The organism is Acinetobacter sp. YH12201, assembly GCF_013418145.1.
In the GTDB taxonomy this organism is placed as follows: Bacteria; Pseudomonadota; Gammaproteobacteria; order Pseudomonadales; family Moraxellaceae; genus Acinetobacter.
Map to the genome: position 1 here is coordinate 17,575 of NZ_VPCP01000027.1, position 19,256 is coordinate 36,830.

19 protein-coding genes, 1 rRNA gene and 1 riboswitch are annotated in these 19,256 nt (G+C 39.9%); of the genes, 11 read left to right on the forward strand and 9 right to left on the reverse strand.

Annotated features, from left to right (window positions below; genetic code table 11):
- Position 1 precedes the first annotated feature (1 nt).
- On the reverse strand, positions 2 to 1,195 hold the full coding sequence (gene lpxB, locus FTU91_RS07395) for a lipid-A-disaccharide synthase (RefSeq protein WP_180043970.1): 1,194 nt from the start codon (positions 1,193 to 1,195) through the stop codon (positions 2 to 4).
- Positions 1,196 to 1,899: 704 nt separating this feature from the next.
- Between lpxB and FTU91_RS07400 the strand changes: the two genes are divergently transcribed.
- The 3 genes from FTU91_RS07400 (at position 1,900) to FTU91_RS07410 (ending at position 4,596) form a co-directional block, all read left to right on the forward strand.
- Complete coding sequence (locus FTU91_RS07400) at positions 1,900 to 2,790, forward strand: sulfite exporter TauE/SafE family protein (protein ID WP_180081621.1); 891 nt, start codon at positions 1,900 to 1,902, stop codon at positions 2,788 to 2,790.
- Between the two features lie 127 nt (positions 2,791 to 2,917).
- Positions 2,918 to 4,009 carry a 3-deoxy-7-phosphoheptulonate synthase gene (locus FTU91_RS07405; RefSeq protein ID WP_143222737.1) on the forward strand — a complete coding sequence of 364 codons (1,092 nt, stop codon included), beginning with the start codon at positions 2,918 to 2,920 and terminating at the stop codon, positions 4,007 to 4,009.
- A gap of 62 nt (positions 4,010 to 4,071) precedes the next feature.
- Entirely contained in the window at positions 4,072 to 4,596 is a 525-nt protein-coding gene (locus FTU91_RS07410; protein WP_180081623.1) for a protein tyrosine phosphatase family protein, read from the forward strand.
- Here the strand turns inward: FTU91_RS07410 and ispF are convergent.
- Entirely contained in the window at positions 4,584 to 5,075 is a 492-nt protein-coding gene (ispF, locus tag FTU91_RS07415; RefSeq protein WP_180081625.1) for a 2-C-methyl-D-erythritol 2,4-cyclodiphosphate synthase, read from the reverse strand. The two genes, FTU91_RS07410 and ispF, sit on opposite strands and share 13 nt — an antisense overlap.
- 99 nt (positions 5,076 to 5,174) lie before the next feature.
- Here ispF and FTU91_RS07420 point away from each other — a divergent pair, with 99 nt between their 5' ends.
- Positions 5,175 to 5,825 (forward strand): hypothetical protein, encoded by a 651-nt coding sequence (locus FTU91_RS07420; protein ID WP_166171805.1) that lies wholly within the window; start codon positions 5,175 to 5,177, stop codon positions 5,823 to 5,825.
- 68 nt (positions 5,826 to 5,893) lie between these two features.
- Here the strand turns inward: FTU91_RS07420 and FTU91_RS16590 are convergent, their stop codons facing one another.
- The 6 genes from FTU91_RS16590 to FTU91_RS07450 all read right to left on the reverse strand — a co-directional run bounded on the left by FTU91_RS16590 (position 5,894) and on the right by FTU91_RS07450 (position 11,654).
- Positions 5,894 to 6,253 carry a hypothetical protein gene (locus FTU91_RS16590; protein ID WP_257221673.1) on the reverse strand — a complete coding sequence of 120 codons (360 nt, stop codon included), beginning with the start codon at positions 6,251 to 6,253 and terminating at the stop codon, positions 5,894 to 5,896.
- Positions 6,254 to 6,647: 394 nt separating this feature from the next.
- On the reverse strand, positions 6,648 to 7,892 hold the full coding sequence (locus FTU91_RS07430; RefSeq protein ID WP_180043964.1) for a D-amino acid dehydrogenase: 1,245 nt from the start codon (positions 7,890 to 7,892) through the stop codon (positions 6,648 to 6,650).
- 148 nt (positions 7,893 to 8,040) lie between these two features.
- Positions 8,041 to 8,130, reverse strand: a riboswitch (glycine riboswitch).
- A 175-nt stretch (positions 8,131 to 8,305) separates the two neighbouring features.
- Positions 8,306 to 8,851, reverse strand: coding sequence for a GNAT family N-acetyltransferase (locus FTU91_RS07435; RefSeq protein ID WP_180081627.1), 546 nt, complete (start codon positions 8,849 to 8,851; stop codon positions 8,306 to 8,308).
- Positions 8,852 to 9,067: 216 nt separating this feature from the next.
- Positions 9,068 to 10,162 carry a chorismate synthase gene (aroC, locus tag FTU91_RS07440; protein ID WP_180081629.1) on the reverse strand — a complete coding sequence of 365 codons (1,095 nt, stop codon included), beginning with the start codon at positions 10,160 to 10,162 and terminating at the stop codon, positions 9,068 to 9,070.
- 12 nt (positions 10,163 to 10,174) lie between these two features.
- Positions 10,175 to 11,185: a 50S ribosomal protein L3 N(5)-glutamine methyltransferase gene (prmB, locus tag FTU91_RS07445; RefSeq protein WP_180081632.1), complete on the reverse strand. Its 1,011-nt coding sequence runs from the start codon at positions 11,183 to 11,185 to the stop codon at positions 10,175 to 10,177.
- A gap of 103 nt (positions 11,186 to 11,288) precedes the next feature.
- Positions 11,289 to 11,654: a lysozyme inhibitor LprI family protein gene (locus FTU91_RS07450; RefSeq protein ID WP_180081634.1), complete on the reverse strand. Its 366-nt coding sequence runs from the start codon at positions 11,652 to 11,654 to the stop codon at positions 11,289 to 11,291.
- 205 nt (positions 11,655 to 11,859) lie between these two features.
- Here FTU91_RS07450 and FTU91_RS07455 point away from each other — a divergent pair, with 205 nt between their 5' ends.
- From FTU91_RS07455 to FTU91_RS07485, 7 genes are all read left to right on the forward strand, one after another.
- On the forward strand, positions 11,860 to 12,165 hold the full coding sequence (locus tag FTU91_RS07455; RefSeq protein ID WP_180081636.1) for a hypothetical protein: 306 nt from the start codon (positions 11,860 to 11,862) through the stop codon (positions 12,163 to 12,165).
- 266 nt (positions 12,166 to 12,431) lie between these two features.
- Entirely contained in the window at positions 12,432 to 13,805 is a 1,374-nt protein-coding gene (locus tag FTU91_RS07460; protein ID WP_180081637.1) for an AarF/ABC1/UbiB kinase family protein, read from the forward strand.
- Between the two features lie 236 nt (positions 13,806 to 14,041).
- Complete coding sequence (locus FTU91_RS07465) at positions 14,042 to 15,328, forward strand: acyl-CoA dehydrogenase family protein (RefSeq protein ID WP_180081643.1); 1,287 nt, start codon at positions 14,042 to 14,044, stop codon at positions 15,326 to 15,328.
- A gap of 24 nt (positions 15,329 to 15,352) precedes the next feature.
- Positions 15,353 to 16,552, forward strand: a complete 1,200-nt coding sequence (locus tag FTU91_RS07470) for an acyl-CoA dehydrogenase family protein (RefSeq protein WP_180081639.1) — start codon at positions 15,353 to 15,355, stop codon at positions 16,550 to 16,552.
- 102 nt (positions 16,553 to 16,654) lie between these two features.
- Positions 16,655 to 17,140: a GNAT family N-acetyltransferase gene (locus FTU91_RS07475; RefSeq protein ID WP_180043951.1), complete on the forward strand. Its 486-nt coding sequence runs from the start codon at positions 16,655 to 16,657 to the stop codon at positions 17,138 to 17,140.
- Between the two features lie 378 nt (positions 17,141 to 17,518).
- Positions 17,519 to 18,061 carry a type 1 glutamine amidotransferase domain-containing protein gene (locus tag FTU91_RS07480; RefSeq protein ID WP_180043949.1) on the forward strand — a complete coding sequence of 181 codons (543 nt, stop codon included), beginning with the start codon at positions 17,519 to 17,521 and terminating at the stop codon, positions 18,059 to 18,061.
- 217 nt (positions 18,062 to 18,278) lie between these two features.
- Entirely contained in the window at positions 18,279 to 18,860 is a 582-nt protein-coding gene (locus tag FTU91_RS07485; protein ID WP_257221674.1) for a lytic transglycosylase domain-containing protein, read from the forward strand.
- Positions 18,861 to 19,131: 271 nt separating this feature from the next.
- Here FTU91_RS07485 and rrf read toward each other — a convergent pair.
- A 5S ribosomal RNA gene (gene rrf / locus FTU91_RS07490) occupies positions 19,132 to 19,246 on the reverse strand.
- Between the last annotated feature and the right edge of the window lie 10 nt (positions 19,247 to 19,256).

Below are 19,256 nucleotides of genomic sequence, written 5' to 3' on the forward strand. Positions count from 1 at the left end.
ATCAGGCTTGATCAGATGTGCCTGCATTCAAGGTATTCAGAATGGCCTGAACCGGGTCTTCACTATTGCTTGACAACAGCTGCTTGTGCATGGTGATGTGCTGCATCGCCTGAATTTGTGCAGTTTCAACGTTCATCAGTTTTTCAATTTCAGCAGCCAGATTTTCTGGCGTTGCATCATGCTGAATCAGTTCCTGAATGACCTTTTTCCCGGCAATAATATTCGGCAACGAATAATACGGAATCTTGATCAGGAATTTGACCAAATGATAGGTCAGCCAGTTTAGTTTATAAAAAGTCACCATCGGACGATGTAACAACATCGCTTCTAAAGTTGCGGTTCCCGAAGCCAATGCCACAATATTGGAAGCATTCATCACTTGACGGCCAATTTTCGATTCCGTATCGATATTTTCCAGCAAACAGACTTTAGCCACACAATCAGCAGGATATTGTTGCAGTAATGCTTCAATCTGCTGTTTGCGCGCCTCATTAATAGCTGGAATCAGAAACATATATTCAGGATGTTTCTGACTAACGATTTTCGCTGCATCAAGTACCAATGGGCCCAATCTTTCAATTTCACCACGACGACTCCCCGGTAACAGTGCAATGTGCTTGTGTTCCACATTCAAGCCCAGCTCCTGCTTGGCTTCAATCAGCGGGTTTTGCAATGGCAATTGACTGGCCAATGGATGCCCGACAAAAGCAGCTGGCACATCAAATTTTTTATAAAAGGTTTTCTCAAAAGGAAATAAACACAGTACCAGATCAATACTGGCTTTGATGCCATGTACCCGTCCCTGACGCCATGCCCAGACTGAAGGACTGACATATTGCACGGTTTTGATCGGTAAGTTTTTCTGTTTCAGGCTTTTAGATAAGCGTAAATTAAAGTCCGGTGCATCAATCCCGACAAACACATCCACCGGCTCTTTGCTCCAGATATCAACTAAACCATCACGCACGGCGAAAAGTTTTTTCAGATCTTTTAAAACTTCCACAATGCCCATGACCGATAAAATATCCATCGGATAATAGCTTTTGAAACCTTCAGCAATCATCTGTGGACCACCAATGCCTTCAAATTCAGCATCTATGCCTTGCTCACGAAAACTACGGATCAGTTTAGCGCCAAGGGTATCGCCTGAAACCTCACCAACTACCATCCCAATTTTTAGTTTTCTATTTTGCAAGTGTTTTTCCCCATACGTCCTGCGGCTGAATAGTTTAATATTTTAGCATAGTCCTTTGTCTTTACATGACTAAGCATTAATCTCTTCAAACTATAGCAAAACAATAAATTTAGTTGCCGTGTTGGGGGAAAAATTTGAGTTCGATACAAACATGGCTTCAGCAGGAAGTTCTAAAATCTTTTCAGACATAGATCAACAAACATTTTATTTTCAGCCTAATATTTTTCATTAATGTTCAGTTCTTCGCTCTTATACTTTGTCCCAATATATGGTTCCAGCTCAACTTAAAACCATAACGCTCTACAGCAGCCACCAGTTCTGGTTTTCAAGGACAAATCGCTTCATGGATATTTCATGAAAAAAATAGACTGCAAATTGTGACTATATGACCTATATGAATAGTTCCACTATAAAAAAGGCTATCGAAACTTTTTGTGAAAATGCATCACATAACAGTAGCCCAGATAGTGTCTAAGTTGAACTGCTATATAATCAACTTCCATTATTCCGATCTCTATTTCAAGAATTCATATCCTGCTGAATTTTCAATATTTAATTTTAATCAGACAAAAGTATTAACGCACAACATAAGAAAATAAAATCCCGCTTTATCTCTTTTTAGAATAAGCAAATCAATAATCAAGACAACGACTTATATGAAAAAGTCATAACATATGCACGTTTTTGATATTTGGCATATAACCATGTTTGGTCCATTAGAATTTATTTTAGCAGGTGTTTTGGTTGGTTTCTGCGTTGGGATTACAGGTGTCGGTGGCGGTTCTTTAATGACTCCTATCCTGATTAGCCTGTTTAGAATCGAACCACATATCGCCATTGGAACAGACTTGCTATATGCCGCTATTTCAAAATTCTGCGGGTCTTTAGTTCATGCAAAAAAAATGAATATTGTTTGGCCGATTGTCATCTGGCTTGCTGTAGGCAGTATTCCTGCCTCATTTGCAACGCATTGGGTACTAGAAAACTATCTCAGCCAATCCAGTAGCTATAAAGCTGTCTTAACCATGGTCCTAGGCTTTATGTTGACCCTGACCGGTGTTTCTATCATATTCCGTGGTCATATTGAACAATTTTTTAACAAGCTGCGTAAAGATGTACCTGTTGATATGACGCAGGATCTGGAAAAGGTTAACTTACAAGCCAAAGACAAACGTGCTTATATCGTGATTATGGGCATTGTATTGGGAATATTCGTTACCTTATCTTCAGTCGGTGCTGGTGCATTCGGTATTATGGCACTGGTTTTGATGTTCCCAAATTTACCCATGATCCGAATTATTGGTTCCGATGTGGTGCATGCTGTATTGTTGACTTTGGTTGCAGGACTTGGGCACATGAGTTCAGGTAATGTCGATTTACACTTGCTTGGCTGGTTATTGGTTGGTTCCATTCCTGCAATTGTAGTAGGTACTTTGATTAGTTCCCGCTTGCCGGAAAAAATTATCCGTAAGATTCTGGGCATTACCTTGTTTGCCTTAGGTATGAATTTCATGCTGCATCCAGTCAAGGCAAAACCTGTGGCGAAACCGGCTACCGCACAAGTGATCAGCATTGAAAAAACTGCACATGTTTAATTTAACTATACGATTCATCACTTTTTTTTGACCTATATATTGATCTTTTTTATAACATGGTGAATGTATATTCGTGTTATATTCAGGGGATGAAATAATTTTTTGTATGATCGAACCAGTGACGGCAATGAATACACTACAGTCAAAACCTATTACACAATCTGACATCGACGACGTGAATGTACAAAGCATTCAGCCTCTTGTAACTCCTGCAGAATTAAAAAAAGAGTTACCTTTGACTGAGCAAGCCTATCAAACCGTCCTTAAAGGCCGTGAAACTATTCGCAATATCTTGGATGGTAAAGACAAACGCCTGTTTGTCGTCATTGGTCCTTGCTCAATTCATGACACCGTGGCTGCACATGAATATGCCGATCGTCTCAAAGTTTTAAGCGAAAAAGTTAAAGATAGCCTTTATATCGTCATGCGTGTCTATTTTGAAAAACCACGCACCACGGTAGGCTGGAAAGGTTTGATTAATGATCCTGACATGAATGACTCTTTCAATATTGAAAAAGGTCTGCGTATTGGTCGTCAGCTTCTGGTTGAACTGAACGAGAAAGGATTACCATGTGCGACTGAAGCACTCGATCCAAACTCGCCACAATATTATCAAGACCTGATTTCATGGTCAGCGATTGGTGCCCGTACCACTGAAAGCCAGACGCACCGTGAAATGTCTTCAGGTTTATCTTCACCTGTAGGCTTTAAAAATGGTACTGATGGCGGCTTGACCGTTGCAACCAATGCCATGCAGTCGGTGAAACATGGTCACAGCTTCCTCGGCCTGAATGATCAGGGTCAGGTTTCTGTCATTCGTACCAGCGGTAACCAGTACGCACACGTAGTACTTCGTGGCGGTAATGGGAAGCCTAACTACGATGCAGGTTCTGTTGCAGAAGCTGAAAATGCCTTGGCCAAAGCCAAAGTCAGCAACAAAATCATGATTGATGCCAGCCATGCCAATTCCAACAAAGACCCGTACCTACAACCGCTGGTACTGAAAAACATTACTGAACAGATTCAGGATGGTAACAAGTCGATTGTTGGCATTATGGTAGAAAGTCATCTGAAAGGTGGTCGTCAGGATATTCCTGAAAATCTGGACAATCTGGAATATGGCAAATCGGTGACTGATGGCTGTATCGATTGGGAAACCACTGAAAAAGCCCTGCTCGATATGCATGAAGCTTTAAAAGACATTTTGCCAAATCGCTAAGAGCTAAAACGCCATCTGACCAGATGGCGTTTCTACTTTAACCTTAGGAAAAATTTTATCTGATGAATGAAATTGAACATGCACTCAGTCATATCGAAAATTTCCAGTTTATTCACGAGCATCTATTCACTTCTGCCCAGCCTAAGGCGGAACAGCTAAAGCTGATTAAAGAATACGGCGTAACTACCATTGTGAATCTGGGATTATCCGATGCAGTGCAGTATTTAGATCATGAAGATAAAATTTGTCTGGATTTGGGCTTAAACTATATTCAGCTGCCCCTTTCTCCAGAAACCCCTTCAGATGATCAATGCTTACTGGCATTAGATATGATTGATCATTTGGTACAGGAACAGATGGTGTGGGTGCATTGTGTCACCAATTACCATGTCAGCAGTTTGATGTATTTATATCGTCAATATTATATGGATATGGACATGCCTACAGCGCAAGAACTGATGCACAGTATCTGGGAACCGAATGAAACCTGGACCGGCTTAATCCATGCGGTAGCCCTACAACTGCAAGGTCGCAAAGCCACCCAAGAATTACAGCAGTCGCTGATCCATCCAGATCATTTTGGCTGATGCGAAATCAACACCGTTGCCATTGATAAAATCCCTTCCTGACGTCCGGTAAAGCCCAGCTTTTCAGTGGTGGTTGCCTTCACACTGATCTGGTTCACATTCACATCCAGCACATCTGCAATACTCTGACGCATTTCCAGATTATGTTTCGCCAGCTTTGGACGCTCACAAGCGACCGTAATATCTGCATTATTTAACACATAACCACGATCTAAAATCAGTTGATAGACATGTTTAAGTAGAACGCGACTATCTGCTCCCTTAAATTTTGCATCGGTGTCGGGAAAATGCTGTCCGATATCGCCCAGAGCCAATGCCCCCAATAATGCATCACAAAGTGCATGCAATACCACATCACCATCTGAATGGGCTTTTAAGCCTTGGTTATGTGGAATCTTGACCCCCGCTAAAGTAACAAAATCACCTTCTTCAAAGGCGTGTACATCCATTCCCTGACCAATTCGAATTTGTGCGACCACGTTAAGCATCCTTAAGAAATAAATGATTGAGATGTTGTATTCACGCTTTCTATTTCGCTATAGTTACAGCAGCGCAACATAGTGAAATTATAAGCGATCATGCTGGTGAATACCGATATTAATCTCATTAAAACATTAGGCACATTATTCAGTATTGGCTGTTTGTGCTCAACCATGGTATATGCTCAAGACATTGACTGTACACAGCCTGATACAGCCTCAATGAAAAATATTTGCGCTGACAGTTTTGCAAAATCACGAGAAAAACTCTCTAATCACTATATCACGGCTTTTTTAGTCAGCGATGCGCCGGTACATTTACTCGAAGATACACACCGTTTATGGTTTAAGCGCTTACAGCAATGTAAAAGCCTGGACTGTTATAAGCAGCAATTTGAAATACGCATTGAAGATCTGAATTTTTATACCTCATTGAACCAGACTTTGACCAATCATTATTTAAAATTTGAAAAGGGTCAATTTGCACATCAACCGGTACATTTACAGGTGCATCAACTGACCAAAGATAAAATTAAAATTGAGGGCGTGGCCTACCGCAACCCGAACAACAAATTAGAAACTCAAACGATTCCTTTTTTAGCCTATACCACAGCTGATCAAAAAAGCGAGATTGTCGATAACGAACACGATTGCAAATACCATTTCGATTTTAATAAAGCACTTTTATCGATTACAACCAAACAAAAAGGCTGTGAACGGTTTGCAGGTATATACCGGCTGTATGATTAAAAAGATTGAAGTTATTAAATAAAAAGACAGAGGTATGATGCCTCTATCTTTTTATTTAAAGGGCTACTTTACTTCAACTGATCGACCAGACAGCTTTCATAATCATTTAAAGCTTCATTCATTGTTGCAATCCATCGTGAGTCAGTCGCCATTACAGTCGGTTTGGATATTTTTGTATACGTACGAATAGGCTGTTTAGTGCTATTGGCATCATAAATTTCAGTTTCAATTTCAGTATTCAAGGTAATGTATGAAAAGCCGGGTTGCATCCACGACCAGAATTTGTTTACTTTAACCGTTAACACCAAATCTGGATTTTGAACTTGGGCTGCTGGCACAACTTTATAACCTGAGCGCAACAAAGCAGATTCAACACGTTTTTCGAACACGGAAACTACCGTTTCATCTCTTAAGAAAATGTCCCCCATGGCTTTACCATAACCGTTACGTTTACGGGCGATTGCTTTCGCTTTATCTGAGGCTGTCGCTTGCTGTAATCCACCTTTAAGCGAAGGAATATTGGCCTGTTTGGGCTTTTCTTCAAATACACGTTATCTTCGACTATTTTAATAACCGCAGTTTTAAGACCACTTTCCTGTGTATTGATCTGCTTCACTGGTGATTCCAGACATACCAAGCCACGGGTAGAAACACACCCTGTCATCCCCACAATTAAAACTGAACTTAATACAATTTTTGAAAAATATTCATAATTATCCATTATTTTAAGGTGATAACAATCAAATTATCATACCATCATTCGAATAATGAATCTTTATGTATTCAAAAGCATGAAGCCAATAACTCCATGCTTTTATATGATCAAACAGGATGCTGTGAAGCGATTTGCTGACTAATCATCACCGCTGTCGCTGCAGATAAAGTCCAACCTAAATGACCATGACCGGTATTATAAAAAATCCGTTCACGGCGACCTCGACTGACCATCGGCATCATGTTGGGCATCATCGGACGTAAACCTGCCCAAGGTACAACATTTTCAGTACTCATATTGAAATTCTTGTTGACCCAATCTGTCAGCGGTTGAATACGGTCTGCGCGAATATCCCGGTTATAGCCATTAAACTCAGCCGTGCCTGCAACACGCAGACGATCAGCACCTAAGCGTGAAGTCACAATTTTTGCACTTTCATCCAGCAGGCTCACCCACGGCGCATTTTTGACACTATCTTCATCATTCAGGTTCAAGGTAATAGAATAGCCTTTCACCGGATAGACATTGACCCGATCACCCAGTAAATTTGCCAAGTGATAGCTTCCCACACCACCACAAACCACCACGGCATCAGCTTCCAGTGATTCCACCACAGCTGCATCTAGGTGCATATTTTCATTGCTAGCATGGTAAAGCACAGTGACACCTTTTTTATGGTGTTTTACATCCATGACCTCCATACCAAACAGGTATTTTACCCCATACTTTTCAGAGGCTTCAGCCAAACCTTTGGTGAATTTATGGATATCGCCGGTCGCGTCTCCAGGGCAATAAAAACCACCATAATATTCACCTTTCAAGCTTGGTTCTATGGCTTTGATTTCTGCAGGAGTAACTGCCATTCTTTCCAGTCCACCCTTGATCAACAGGTCATTCACTTTGGTGGCGATCTCATAATCTAATTTGGTGTGGTAAAAATGCAAAATGCCGCGTTTTTCCAGATTGAACTGAATATTTTCTTTTTCAGCAACTGCAAATAAGCGCTCACGCGCTAAAAGTGCTATTTTAACGGTATCACGAGTATTGGTTTCATAATGTTTAATATTACCTAGAAACTCCATTAACCAGCCATATTTATGCAGATCAAAAGATGGGTTGAGTAATAATGGTGCATTTTTATTGGACATCCACTTAATACCTTTCAGTACGGTGGCTTTTTGATTCCAGACCTCTGCATTACAGGCAGAAAGTTGTCCGCCATTGGCAAATGAAGTTTCCATGGCAGGATACAAATGCTTATCCAAAACCGTGACTTTATAGCCTAAATTGGCGAGCTCGTAGGCAGTAGTAACACCCGTAATACCTGATCCAATCACAACAATATGACACATAGCACACTCCTTGGAAATGTAGATCTACATTTCTATGCGCCCCATCTGTCATGGTTACCTGAGAGCTTCGATCACATCGTTATAATCAATAACGCCGACCATCCCCTTCGGTGAGCATATATTTTTCTATGCTTCTCTCCAGATTTTTAAAATTATTACAGTCCTTTTGCCTGAGAGTTTCCGGGGTCGTTGCTCCTTCGGCGTGTTCACAGAAGAACATCTCTCCTGCAATAATTATTTATATTAATATGAGCAATTTTTATACCATGTGCGAGCACTAAATTCATTTATTTGTTAAGCACTGTTATCACACTATGAATAGACATATTTTTCAAATACTTGAAATTCAAACCAGTTTAGTTAAATGATATAGCTTAGGCTATTATTTTAAGGTTATGTACTTTTTTGAGTGCTTAACTTATACCTCTCAGCACTGACTTTGACATCTGTTGTAATTGCAAATCAATCAACGGTTGTCCTACATTGGCATGAATGGGATAAGGTTCGGTATGCTGCGTTTTAGCATAACCACACCGTGCATAATATTGAATCAGCTCTGTTCTGCTATCCAGCACCCACATTTCATAATGACTTAATGTAGGAAAGTGTTCTACTGCCATTTTCTCAGCATATTTTAAAACATGTTTGCCAATACCCTGATTTTGCCAAGCTGAAGCTACACAAAAAGTGCCTATTTCCACACTATTCTGCTGAAAAGTTAAGCCAATACATGCCACTAAATGCATTTGCCCATCTTCTATAGCTTCAGCTATATACAGATAAAAATTCTCTTGTGCCAAGGTTTGCTTTAGCTGCTGGGCATTAATCCTGTCTCCAGCAATAATATGCTGCTCACTGGTCCAGCTAGAACCTGTATTGGTACGATAGGCCTGATTGATCAACGCAACAAGAGTTTCAACATCATTGGCATTTGCCAGTCTATATTTTAATGCTTTCATTTTTTTCTAAAAATTTCTGTTTCATAGAAATTACCACAAATAATAGATAAAAAATCAGGCAATAAAAAAAAACCAGACTTGATATCTGGTTTTTTTATTAAATCATAAAAAGCTCATCACTTACTGCATTCGGGCAAAGCAGTGCTTTGTTTCTATTTATAGTTCATAGCTGACGCTATTCACCCACTGCGTTCGAGCAAAGCAGTGCTTTGCTCTTCACTTAGGCTCAATCGGAGTAAAAGGCACAACCACATCCGCATTTTGTGCACGATGGCGCATGAAGTGATCCATGAGTACAATGGCAAACATCGCTTCAGCAATCGGAGTTGCACGCACGCCTACACACGGGTCATGACGGCCTTTGGTCAATACATCGGTATCTTCACGATCGATATTAATGGTTTTACCCGGAGTGGTAATACTTGCAGTTGGTTTCAGCGCAATTGCAACACGAATGGTTTGTCCACTTGAGATTCCACCCAGAATGCCGCCAGCATGATTTGCCAAAAAGCCAGCTGTGGTCAATTCATCACGTGATTCATGACCAAACTGTTCAGCAACCGCAAAACCATCACCAATTTCAACGCCTTTAACAGCATTAATAGACATCATGGCATGCGCAATATCTGCATCCAGACGGTCAAATACCGGCTCACCCCAACCCACAGGCACATTCTCGGCAAGAATTTCCAGCTTCGCACCGCAGCTGGTACCTTGTTCACGTAATGAAGTCACTAAAGCTTCAAAACGTGGTACGGCATCCACATCACCACAGAAGAATGGATTATTTGGAACTTCATTCCAATCCAGTTTTTCAGCTTTTTCAGTACCAATCTGGGTCACGTGACCACGGATTTCAATACCGAATTTTTCAAACAGGAATTTCTTGGCAATGGCACCCGCAGCCACACGCATAGCCGTTTCACGCGCGCTTGAGCGACCACCACCACGATAGTCACGGAAACCATACTTTTGCGTGTAGGTGTAATCCGCATGACCTGGGCGGAATGTTTGCGCAATATTGCCATAATCTTTCGATTTCTGGTCGGTATTGCGAATCAGTAAACCAATCGATGTACCTGTGGTTTTACCTTCAAAGACACCGGAAATGATTTCGACTTCATCCGGTTCTTTACGCTGGGTTGCGAATTTAGAAGTCCCCGGTTTACGGCGGTCTAAATCTTTTTGTAAATCTGCTTCAGTCAGTTCGATCCCTGGTGGTACCCCATCGACAATCGCCATCAGGCCAACGCCATGAGATTCACCGCAAGTCGTTACACGGAACAGTTGTCCAATACTATTACCTGCCATGTTGACAACTCCTTATGCTTGAACAGATTGTACAAATAAATCACGGTATTTACGGCACTGCTCTGCTGTCAAAGCAAAAATGCCTGAACCACCATTCTGGAAAGTGAGCCAATGGAAATCTACAGTATTAAAGTTCTGTTTCATCGCCCATTCAGAGTTGCCCACTTCAATGACAATCAAGCCATCTTCAGTCAGGTAATCCGCTGCTTGTGCCAGCATTTTACGCACCAGATCCAGACCATCCTGACCTGCTGCAAGTGCAAGCTCAGGTTCATGCAAGAATTCTGCAGGTAAATCCGCCATATCTTCCGCATCCACATACGGAGGATTAGATACGATTAAATCATATTGATTCTCAGCAGGAATTTTTGCAAATAAGTCGGATTCCATCAATGCAACCTGATATTGCATGTTGTGATGTTCAGCGTTAATAGAAGCCACTTCTAAAGCTTCTTTAGAAATGTCCGTTGCATCCACTTCAGATTCCGGGAATGCATAAGCCAGAGCAATTGCAATACAGCCTGAACCAGTACACATGTCTAAAATACGACGCGGTGTTTGCGGATGATCATTTTCTGGAAGATTGTTCAAGGCTTCACGCATCTGACCATGTTCATCCAGACAGTAAGGTGCAAAACGCTGATTGATCAATTCTGCAATCGGTGAACGTGGAATCAGTACACGCTCATCAACATAAAACGGTTTACCACAGAAATAAGCCAGATTTAATAAATAAGAGGTTGGCACTTTTTCATTGATACGACGCTCCAGCAAGCTGATAAATTCTGCCTTTTCGCTTGGCAACAATTTCGCATCTAAAATTTCCGGGTTGGCATTCCAGTCCAATGCCAGTGTTTGCAGGACTAAAGCCGAGCTTTCAGCAAAAAAATCTTCTGTACCTTGACCTAAGTGTGCATCGTATTGACGTAGAGCTGAAACACCAAAACGGATAAAATCGCGAATTGTGCTTAGGTTTTCAGCGGCTTCCTGTAAATGTTCAGGGCTAATAGTCAGTTGATCCACTTAAGGCATCTCCAAGGTCAATTTTTAAAACGCCTTATGATACCTTGTTTTGTGGGGTTTTATAATGTTTCGACCAGATTAAAAACAAATATCTATGGCGAATTTATTTGGTCTGGTAATAGTGAGTACGCTCCATTGTCATTTCGAGTACACACTTGGATTGTTTAACGGCCATATAGGCAGACGTTACTTTTAAATAGCATTTTTGATCCACACGGTTAAGCCAAAGTGTATGCTGTTGCTCGATACTAGTTTGATTAACCGCATTCTTATTTATATAGCCCTTATAAGCTTTATTTAAAATTTTTCCCTGATTTTTCAGTTCTTTGTCGACACATTTTTTGACTGTTTCAATTTCACCATAAGAAGTGTTGAGACATTTATTATATTCGTCAGAATAGCCTTGAGCTAAAACTGAATTTGACCAGAAAGCAGCTAGACTCAGCATACTTGATATTGCCAATCGCATAATATTCCCGTGTCTGAAAAGACTTAATATCAAATACTATTATTGTGTTTATCCCTTGATACTACATCAATCATGTGCAAATTCCTATAAGCTTAGCCTTTATGAGCTCAGCTCCAATAACAAATTCATTCAAATTGCACATTGAATCTGACTAAAATATCCCCATATATTTTCAATTCTTTTTCTACAAAATATTTTTATTGTTATGAGCTACAAACACAATAATTTAATGGCAATGCGTGAAAACTACTGGAATGATACCGTTTCTGCACAGGTACAGAAGGAAAAAAAATTCTTTCAACACACTTTACTTGCACACGCCATTCATAGCAGCCCGTCAGAAGATGATGCAAAATATCTGTTTTTTAGTTTTCCAAGCATCATTATTGTTAAAGGTTATGCGCTTGGTTTTCAGCATGACACGGTTCAAGCCATGATTTTTAAACATATTCAGGACAATAAAAAATTGTTACAGCAGAAAGGCGATATTAAAATTCAATTTCGGATGTAAATCTCAGCTCATCCCTGAGCAGCAGGTTTTCTGCCCTATCCCTATCTTTAATCCTGATAAATCTCATCGGGAGTCTATGATCAAAGCACAGGTGTCACTTGAATTCTATTTTGTCTAAGTACCGTGACACTTTTCATGGAAAATAAATGAAATATTAAACATATTTACTCTCCATTCAGCACATTGAACTTTTTTAATACGTGAATAAACGGTAATATCCGCTACAATTAAATATTCTGCGACTTGCTGATTAAGGATTTTGTTTAATGTCAGATCAGAACGATAAGCTTAAACAACTCAAAACTTCTTCCATGGATCGACGCTTATCTATCGCTAAAGCCTCATTACTCGCAGGAACGCGCTGGGCTGCATCGAGTGCAACTACCCTATTTTCAAGCGAAGCAGAAAAAGAAAAGAAACGTAAAAAAGCCATGAAAGAACAAGCCGATTATCTTGTTTCTGAAATTGGTAAATTAAAAGGTTCGATTGTAAAAATCGGGCAAATGATGGCCCTGTATGGCGAACATTTTTTACCTGAAGAAATCACTCAGGCTTTAAATACCTTAAACAATCAGACCGTTGCACTTGCCTGGCCGGCTATCAAGCAACAACTGGAACAGCAGCTTGGCGCCAAGCTGCATGATTTGACCGTAGACCGTGAACCTTTGGGCACCGCCTCTTTAGCCCAGGTACACCGCGCCACACGCAATTCGGATGGTTTGGAAATCGTATTAAAAATCCAGTATCCGGGCGTGGCAGATGCCATTGATTCAGACATGAGCCTGTTTAAAAACATGCTCAAACTGACCCGTATGGTGCCGCAAACCCGTGAATTTGATCAGTGGTTCGATGAAGTTCGTGAAATGATGCATCGTGAAGTCAATTATGAAATTGAAGCCGCGACCACTCGCCGTTTTGCCGACCGTTTAAAAGATGATCCTCGTTATATCGTCCCGCAAATTGTGGATGAGTATTGTACCGATCAAGTGCTGTGCATGACTTTTGAGCGTGGCGTTCCGATCAACAGCCCTGTGATGCTCTCTCTTCCTCAAGAACGTCGCAACCAGTTAGGCGAAGCCTCTCTCGAGATCGCGGTTCGTGAAATTTTTGAATGGGGCGAAATGCAAACCGATCCAAACTTTGGCAATTATCTGGTCCGTTTGGGAGATGGCGTAGAAACTCAAGACAAGATTGTATTACTGGATTTCGGGGCAATTCGCCAGTTTGATGAACATTTGCTGAAAGTCGCCCGCAACCTGATTAAAGCCGGTTATGATCATAATATCGATGAAATGGTTCATGCCATGACCGGCTATGAATTTTTTGATTCCATTCCGCAAAGTATCAAGCCAGATATGGCTAAAGTGTTTTTATTGGCCACCGAAGCCTTTAGTAGCATAATGAATAATCCAGACTTGCCCGAAGGCGTAATGGATCAAAATCAGCGCTATGACTGGAAAAAAAGCCAACTTCATAGCCGTGTCATGCAACGTGCTTCCAAATCGATGGCATCGCGTTATTTCAGTGTACCCCCTAAAGAGTTTATGTTTATTAGCCGTAAATTCATTGGTGCGTATACCTTCATGACCGTCATTGATGCAAAAACCAATGTACGGAAAATGGTGGCGAATTTTCTATAAGCTGTGCACAGACTAGAATGATCTCTTGTCATTCTAGTCAATTTTTATTTTTCACCCCAAGCTTTACTTATAATAAAATACATAATATTCAATTATTTAATCAAATTTAAACTTCATTTTAACCGTTCATCCAAGTCAATTTTAATTGTCAGGGATGACATAGTCATTTCCATATTCACATGTCAGCATAAAAAATATAAAGAATCAAAAACCAATGGATGACAAAAATGACCAATATGGTAAATAAGGCTCAAGGACTTGGGCTATCCCTCATTACCAGAATTGCCGGTAGCGAGGTACTTGATCAACTCAAACTGCGCAAATTTCTGGAAAAATCTCTCTATCAAAGCTCAAAAATGGGTTTTAAAACTTTAAGTAAAACCCAAAAAGTTTTTAAAGCCAGTTCCGGAGTCAGCAAGCAACGTTTACCCAATCAGCAGAAATCACTCTTTGATTTGAGCCTGACTGAAGAACAGCAAATGAGCTGTGATGCGATGGAGCAGTTTGCATCCGAAGTGCTTTATCCACTGGCAGCCCAGGCAGACAATAACGAACAATTTCCTGCAACGCTTTGGCAACATGCAACAGACTTGGGACTAAATTATTATGCTTTGCCTGAAACCTTGGGTGGAGTGACCACCGAAAAAAATATTTTAAGCAATATTTTGGTTGCAGAACATTTGGCCAAAGGTGATTTCAGCTTAACTGCCGGATTACTTTCAACCTTTAGCGTGATTAATGCCATTACACAATGGGGTTCTGAAAAAGTTCAGGCGACCTATTTGTCCAGCTTTGCAAATGATGCAGAGATACACGCCACCTTTGCCATCCAGGAAGCCACTCCTGCATTTAATCCACTGAAATTAAAAACCCAAGCCAGTTCAATCAATGGGCAATACTATATTAATGGCGAAAAAACCTTGGTGATTTTAGGTAAAACTGCAGATCTGTTTCTGGTCAATGCTGAGCTCAATGGCTCGCCAGAAGTATTTATTGTTAAACGTGATCGCAGTATTACGGCTCAAAAAAGTCCGGCTATGGGTCTAAAGGCAACCGAAACCGTTAGCTTAAAATTCCATAATACGCCTGCTGAACTGTTAAGTGATGATGACTTTGATTATCTGGCATTTTTAGATCTGGGAAACTTAATGTGGTGTGCTATGGCAGTTGGCACATGTGAAGCAGTCAAAGCTTACTGTATTCAATATGCCAATGAACGTACTGCATTTAGTGAACCTATTTCACATCGCCAAAGTATCGCCTTTATGATTGCGGATATGGCTATTGAAATTGATGCCATGCGCATGCTGATTTTAAATGCGGCCAGCCTGGCTGAAGCAGGAAACCCCTTCCATCGTGAGGCTTATCTAGCACGTCTACTTTGTGCTGAAAAATCCATGAAAATTGGTACTGATGGTGTACAAATTCTGGGTGGCCATGGCTTTACCAAAGAACATCCAGTTGAGCGTTGGTATCGTGATTTACGTGCTACTGCAATTTTGTATTCAGGCTTACATGCTTAATCTATCCAATAAGGAATGATGCAGATGAATTTACAAAATCCTAAAAAATTTAAAATGTTGATAGATCAAGCCCATGAATCAGCTTTAAATGTACTACGCCCCATTTCACGAAAATATGACAAGGCTGAACACAGCTATCCCAAGGAACTGGACATGTTCGCCTCACTCATTGGTGGCATGAATGATGGTGGCGAAGGCATCAATGCCGGTGCTGCAGTGGGCAAACGTGGCTATGCAGATTCAGGCAACAAAAATGGCGTCAATATGTCTACGGTAGTTGGCGTAATCGAAATGTGCTATGGCGATACCGGTTTATTGCTCAGCATGCCGCGTCAAGGCTTGGGGAATTCTGCCATTGCTGCTGTTGCCAATGATGAACAGCTGGAGCGCTTTAAAGGCACATGGGCGGCCATGGCCATTACGGAACCCAGCTGTGGTTCAGACTCTGCCGCTATTCGAACTACAGCGACAAAAGACGGTGACCATTACATCTTAAATGGTGAAAAAATTTTCGTAACCTCGGGTGAGCGTGCCGATGCTGTAGTAGTCTGGGCAACATTGGACAAGAAACTCGGCCGTGCTGCAATTAAATCCTTTGTCGTTCCTAAAGGAACACCTGGAATGAAAGTAGAACGTCTTGAACATAAACTGGGCATCAAAGCATCCGATACGGCTGTGATCAGCTTTATTGACTGCCGTGTACCTGCAGAAAATCTGTTGGGTCATGCTGAAATTGATGTCGCCAAAGGTTTTGCTGGCGTTATGGAAACTTTTGACAATACCCGCCCACTGGTTGCTGCTATGGCAGTAGGATGTGCCAAAGCATCTCTGGAAAGAGTTAAGGAAATTTTCAAAGATCAGTTAGATGAAAATTACCAGACTCCCTATCTACAGAGCTCGCATATTGCTGCGCAGATTTACCGCATGGAAGCAGAATGGGAAGCTGCTCGTTTACTCACCATGAAAGCAGCCTGGATGGCAGATAATAAAAAACCAAACTCACGTGAAGCCTCCATTTCCAAAGCGAAAGCTGGCCGTATCTGTAATGAAATTACTTTAAAATGTGTCGAACTTGCAGCAAGTGTGGGCTATAACGAAGAGGAATTGTTAGAAAAATGGGCACGTGACTCAAAAATTCTTGATATTTTTGAAGGTACTCAACAAATTCAGCAACTGATTATTGCTCGACGTGAGTTAGGCAAAAATTCTAGTGAATTAAAATAAATTTGTCGCTTTTTTCTACGCGTAAAACCGGACAAAAGGTGGATTTTTATTAGATATCGCGTTATAAAAATCAATCTCCTTTTATTTTATTTATTGAGTTTTATGTACCAGATCAGACCTATTCAACCCCAAGACAATGCTGAAATTGCACAGGTTATTCGTGAAGTTTCTAAAGAATTTGGCCTTGCTCCTGAATCTGGTTTTGCTGTAGCCGATCCTATTTTAGATGATTTATATACAGTTTATCAGCAATCAAATGCCCAATACTGGGTAATTGAAAATCAACAGGGTAAAATTCTGGGTGGCGGTGGCTTATCACCTTTAAAGGGTGATTCTACAATTTTAGAAATTCAGAAAATGTACTTTTTACCTGAAGTTCGAGGCTTAGGTTTCGCCAAACAACTTTTAGCAAAAGCCTTTCAGTTTACACAGCTGCATGGTTTTCAATCATGTTATCTGGAAACCACCAAGGAACTTTGGCAAGCAGTGAAACTCTATGAAAAATTAGGTTTTCAATATTTAGATCAACCTAAGGGAAACACCGGACATAGCCATGCCTGTGAAATCTGGATGGAAAAACAGCTATAATCGGTCTTATTTTATTGTTTTATATAAAAAATCATATTCATTTAACTCATCAGGGTTATTAAGATTTAATTAATATCTTGTTGTCTACTTTGACTTACACTGAAAATATTTATTAACCTCTACAGCATATTGAGTCATAAATTTATGCTAAAAGCATCAGGAAACAGGAAGTTTCCCTAATAAAAAGAATAAACGATATAAGCAGGAAGCTAAAACAGAAGTTAATCACCCCTCATAAGATAAAATAGGCATCATCTAGCTATGAGGCTTATTTTTTAGTATTTTCAAACCTTAACAAGAATAAGCTAAAAAATGTACAGCTTGATTTAGTCACTTTGCTAATGTCGAATTTTAAATAAGTGATTCAGGATCATTAACATGACTAAAAAAGCATTATTCATAACTTCCAATGTCGGTGTTGAACAAGATGAACTGATCAAACCCATTGAATTTTTACAATCTAAAGGAATTGAAGTCATTCATGCTGCAGAAGAGCAAAAAGATGTCCAAACTGTCAAGAGAGATAAAGAACATGCAATGGCTTACACTCCACAAACAACTTTGGCTAAAGTCTCTCCAGAAGATTATGATATTTTAGTCATCCCAGGAGGGACAGTAAATGCTGATACGTTACGCTTAAATGAAGATGCTCATAAAATTATTCAGCACTTTACCGATAATGCCAAACCGATTGCTGCTATTTGTCATGGACCATGGACCTTAATCAATGCACAGCGAATTAAAGATAAAAATTTAACCTCTTATAAAAGTATCCGGTTAGATTTGGAAAATGCGGGTGCCAAATGGTTAGATGAAGAAGTACATCTATGCAATACCAATAATTGGCCTTTGATCACCTCACGATGCCCAGATGATATTCCTGCATTTAATCTGGCAATTTTGCAGGAACTGGATCATTAAAAAACATTTTTTAATAAATATCTTTAAGTGAAAAGTCCCATTCAAATAATGGGACACTTAAATTATCGTTTAAATAATTTAATTATTTTTTAATTATAAATTAAGATCAGAGAAATATTTATCACATTGATCTAATCCATCAAAATGTCAGTGCTTGACTCATCGTATTCAGCCCACTAGCATAACTATAATAAAATTTTACTTTGGGTTTTTGACTTTGTTTTTTACACAGCATTTCTCATATTTATCCTCAAAAAAATCTAACTATCATTTATTTACATTTAAATCCGTAGCTATGATTGTTACTACTCTCACTTTTTTCGGGTGTACTTCTTTAAATAGTAATTCAATTGCTAAACGGTCTGAAAAATTATCTACAGGTATACAAAAAGCCTATTCAGTTGAATCAGCTACGGCAAACCGCGTTTCTCCCATGATTATTCAAAGTGCAGACAAATATAATGTAGATCCAATATTATTGGCTGCGATGATTCAACAGGAATCAAGCTATAGAAACTCTGTAATTTCGCCTGCTGGGGCGGTCGGATTAACCCAAGTCATTCCAAGTTATTGGCAACAAACTTGTCCAGGTGACTTATACAATGAAAGCAGTAATATCCAATGTGGGACTTATATTCTTTCTAAATATAATCAATCATCCGGTAACTGGAAGAAGGCACTTGCCTATTATAATGTAGGTCCGTCAGGTTATGAGAATAATCGTAAAATGCGTAAACAAGGTAAACGGTATACTAAACAGGTAAAGCAACATCAAAAGAATCTAAAAAATGCTTTATAAACGCTAAATTGTTATTCGAAGCCCAGTTTTGGGGCTTTTTTATTATTTCCTAGATTCTCAAATGAAGTGCAACAGTGATTAAATTATGAGAAAGTTGCAGATATTATTTTTGAATCTAACAATTTATTTTCAATTTTTTCATATAGATATAACAAAGCATGATCTAACATTATCTGCTCAACTACTATAAGTTTTACTTAAAAAGAATATACCTTATTCCCAGCATAAAAAAAGCCCCCAGTCGTTTGACTGGGGGTGTTTTCGGATAGTGAGCTGGCGATGACTTACTCTCACATGGGTAATCCCACACTACCATCAGCGCTAAGAGGTTTCACTTCTGAGTTCGGGAAGGGATCAGGTGGTTCACTCTTGCTATGGTCGCCAGCACAACTGTTT

Coding starts and splice junctions, on each gene's coding strand:
- FTU91_RS07460 (WP_180081637.1), top strand. CDS start 12,432: ATGTCAGATCAGAACGATAAGCTTAAACAACTCAAAACTTCTTCCATG.
- FTU91_RS07420 (WP_166171805.1), top strand. CDS start 5,175: ATGCTGGTGAATACCGATATTAATCTCATTAAAACATTAGGCACATTA.
- FTU91_RS07435 (WP_180081627.1), bottom strand. CDS start 8,851: ATGAAAGCATTAAAATATAGACTGGCAAATGCCAATGATGTTGAAACT.
- FTU91_RS07475 (WP_180043951.1), top strand. CDS start 16,655: ATGTACCAGATCAGACCTATTCAACCCCAAGACAATGCTGAAATTGCA.
- FTU91_RS07400 (WP_180081621.1), top strand. CDS start 1,900: ATGTTTGGTCCATTAGAATTTATTTTAGCAGGTGTTTTGGTTGGTTTC.
- FTU91_RS07410 (WP_180081623.1), top strand. CDS start 4,072: ATGAATGAAATTGAACATGCACTCAGTCATATCGAAAATTTCCAGTTT.
- aroC (WP_180081629.1), bottom strand. CDS start 10,162: ATGGCAGGTAATAGTATTGGACAACTGTTCCGTGTAACGACTTGCGGT.
- FTU91_RS07455 (WP_180081636.1), top strand. CDS start 11,860: ATGAGCTACAAACACAATAATTTAATGGCAATGCGTGAAAACTACTGG.
- FTU91_RS07430 (WP_180043964.1), bottom strand. CDS start 7,892: ATGTGTCATATTGTTGTGATTGGATCAGGTATTACGGGTGTTACTACT.
- FTU91_RS16590 (WP_257221673.1), bottom strand. CDS start 6,253: ATGGGGGACATTTTCTTAAGAGATGAAACGGTAGTTTCCGTGTTCGAA.
- FTU91_RS07405 (WP_143222737.1), top strand. CDS start 2,918: ATGAATACACTACAGTCAAAACCTATTACACAATCTGACATCGACGAC.
- FTU91_RS07470 (WP_180081639.1), top strand. CDS start 15,353: ATGAATTTACAAAATCCTAAAAAATTTAAAATGTTGATAGATCAAGCC.
- FTU91_RS07465 (WP_180081643.1), top strand. CDS start 14,042: ATGGTAAATAAGGCTCAAGGACTTGGGCTATCCCTCATTACCAGAATT.
- FTU91_RS07450 (WP_180081634.1), bottom strand. CDS start 11,654: ATGCGATTGGCAATATCAAGTATGCTGAGTCTAGCTGCTTTCTGGTCA.
- FTU91_RS07480 (WP_180043949.1), top strand. CDS start 17,519: ATGACTAAAAAAGCATTATTCATAACTTCCAATGTCGGTGTTGAACAA.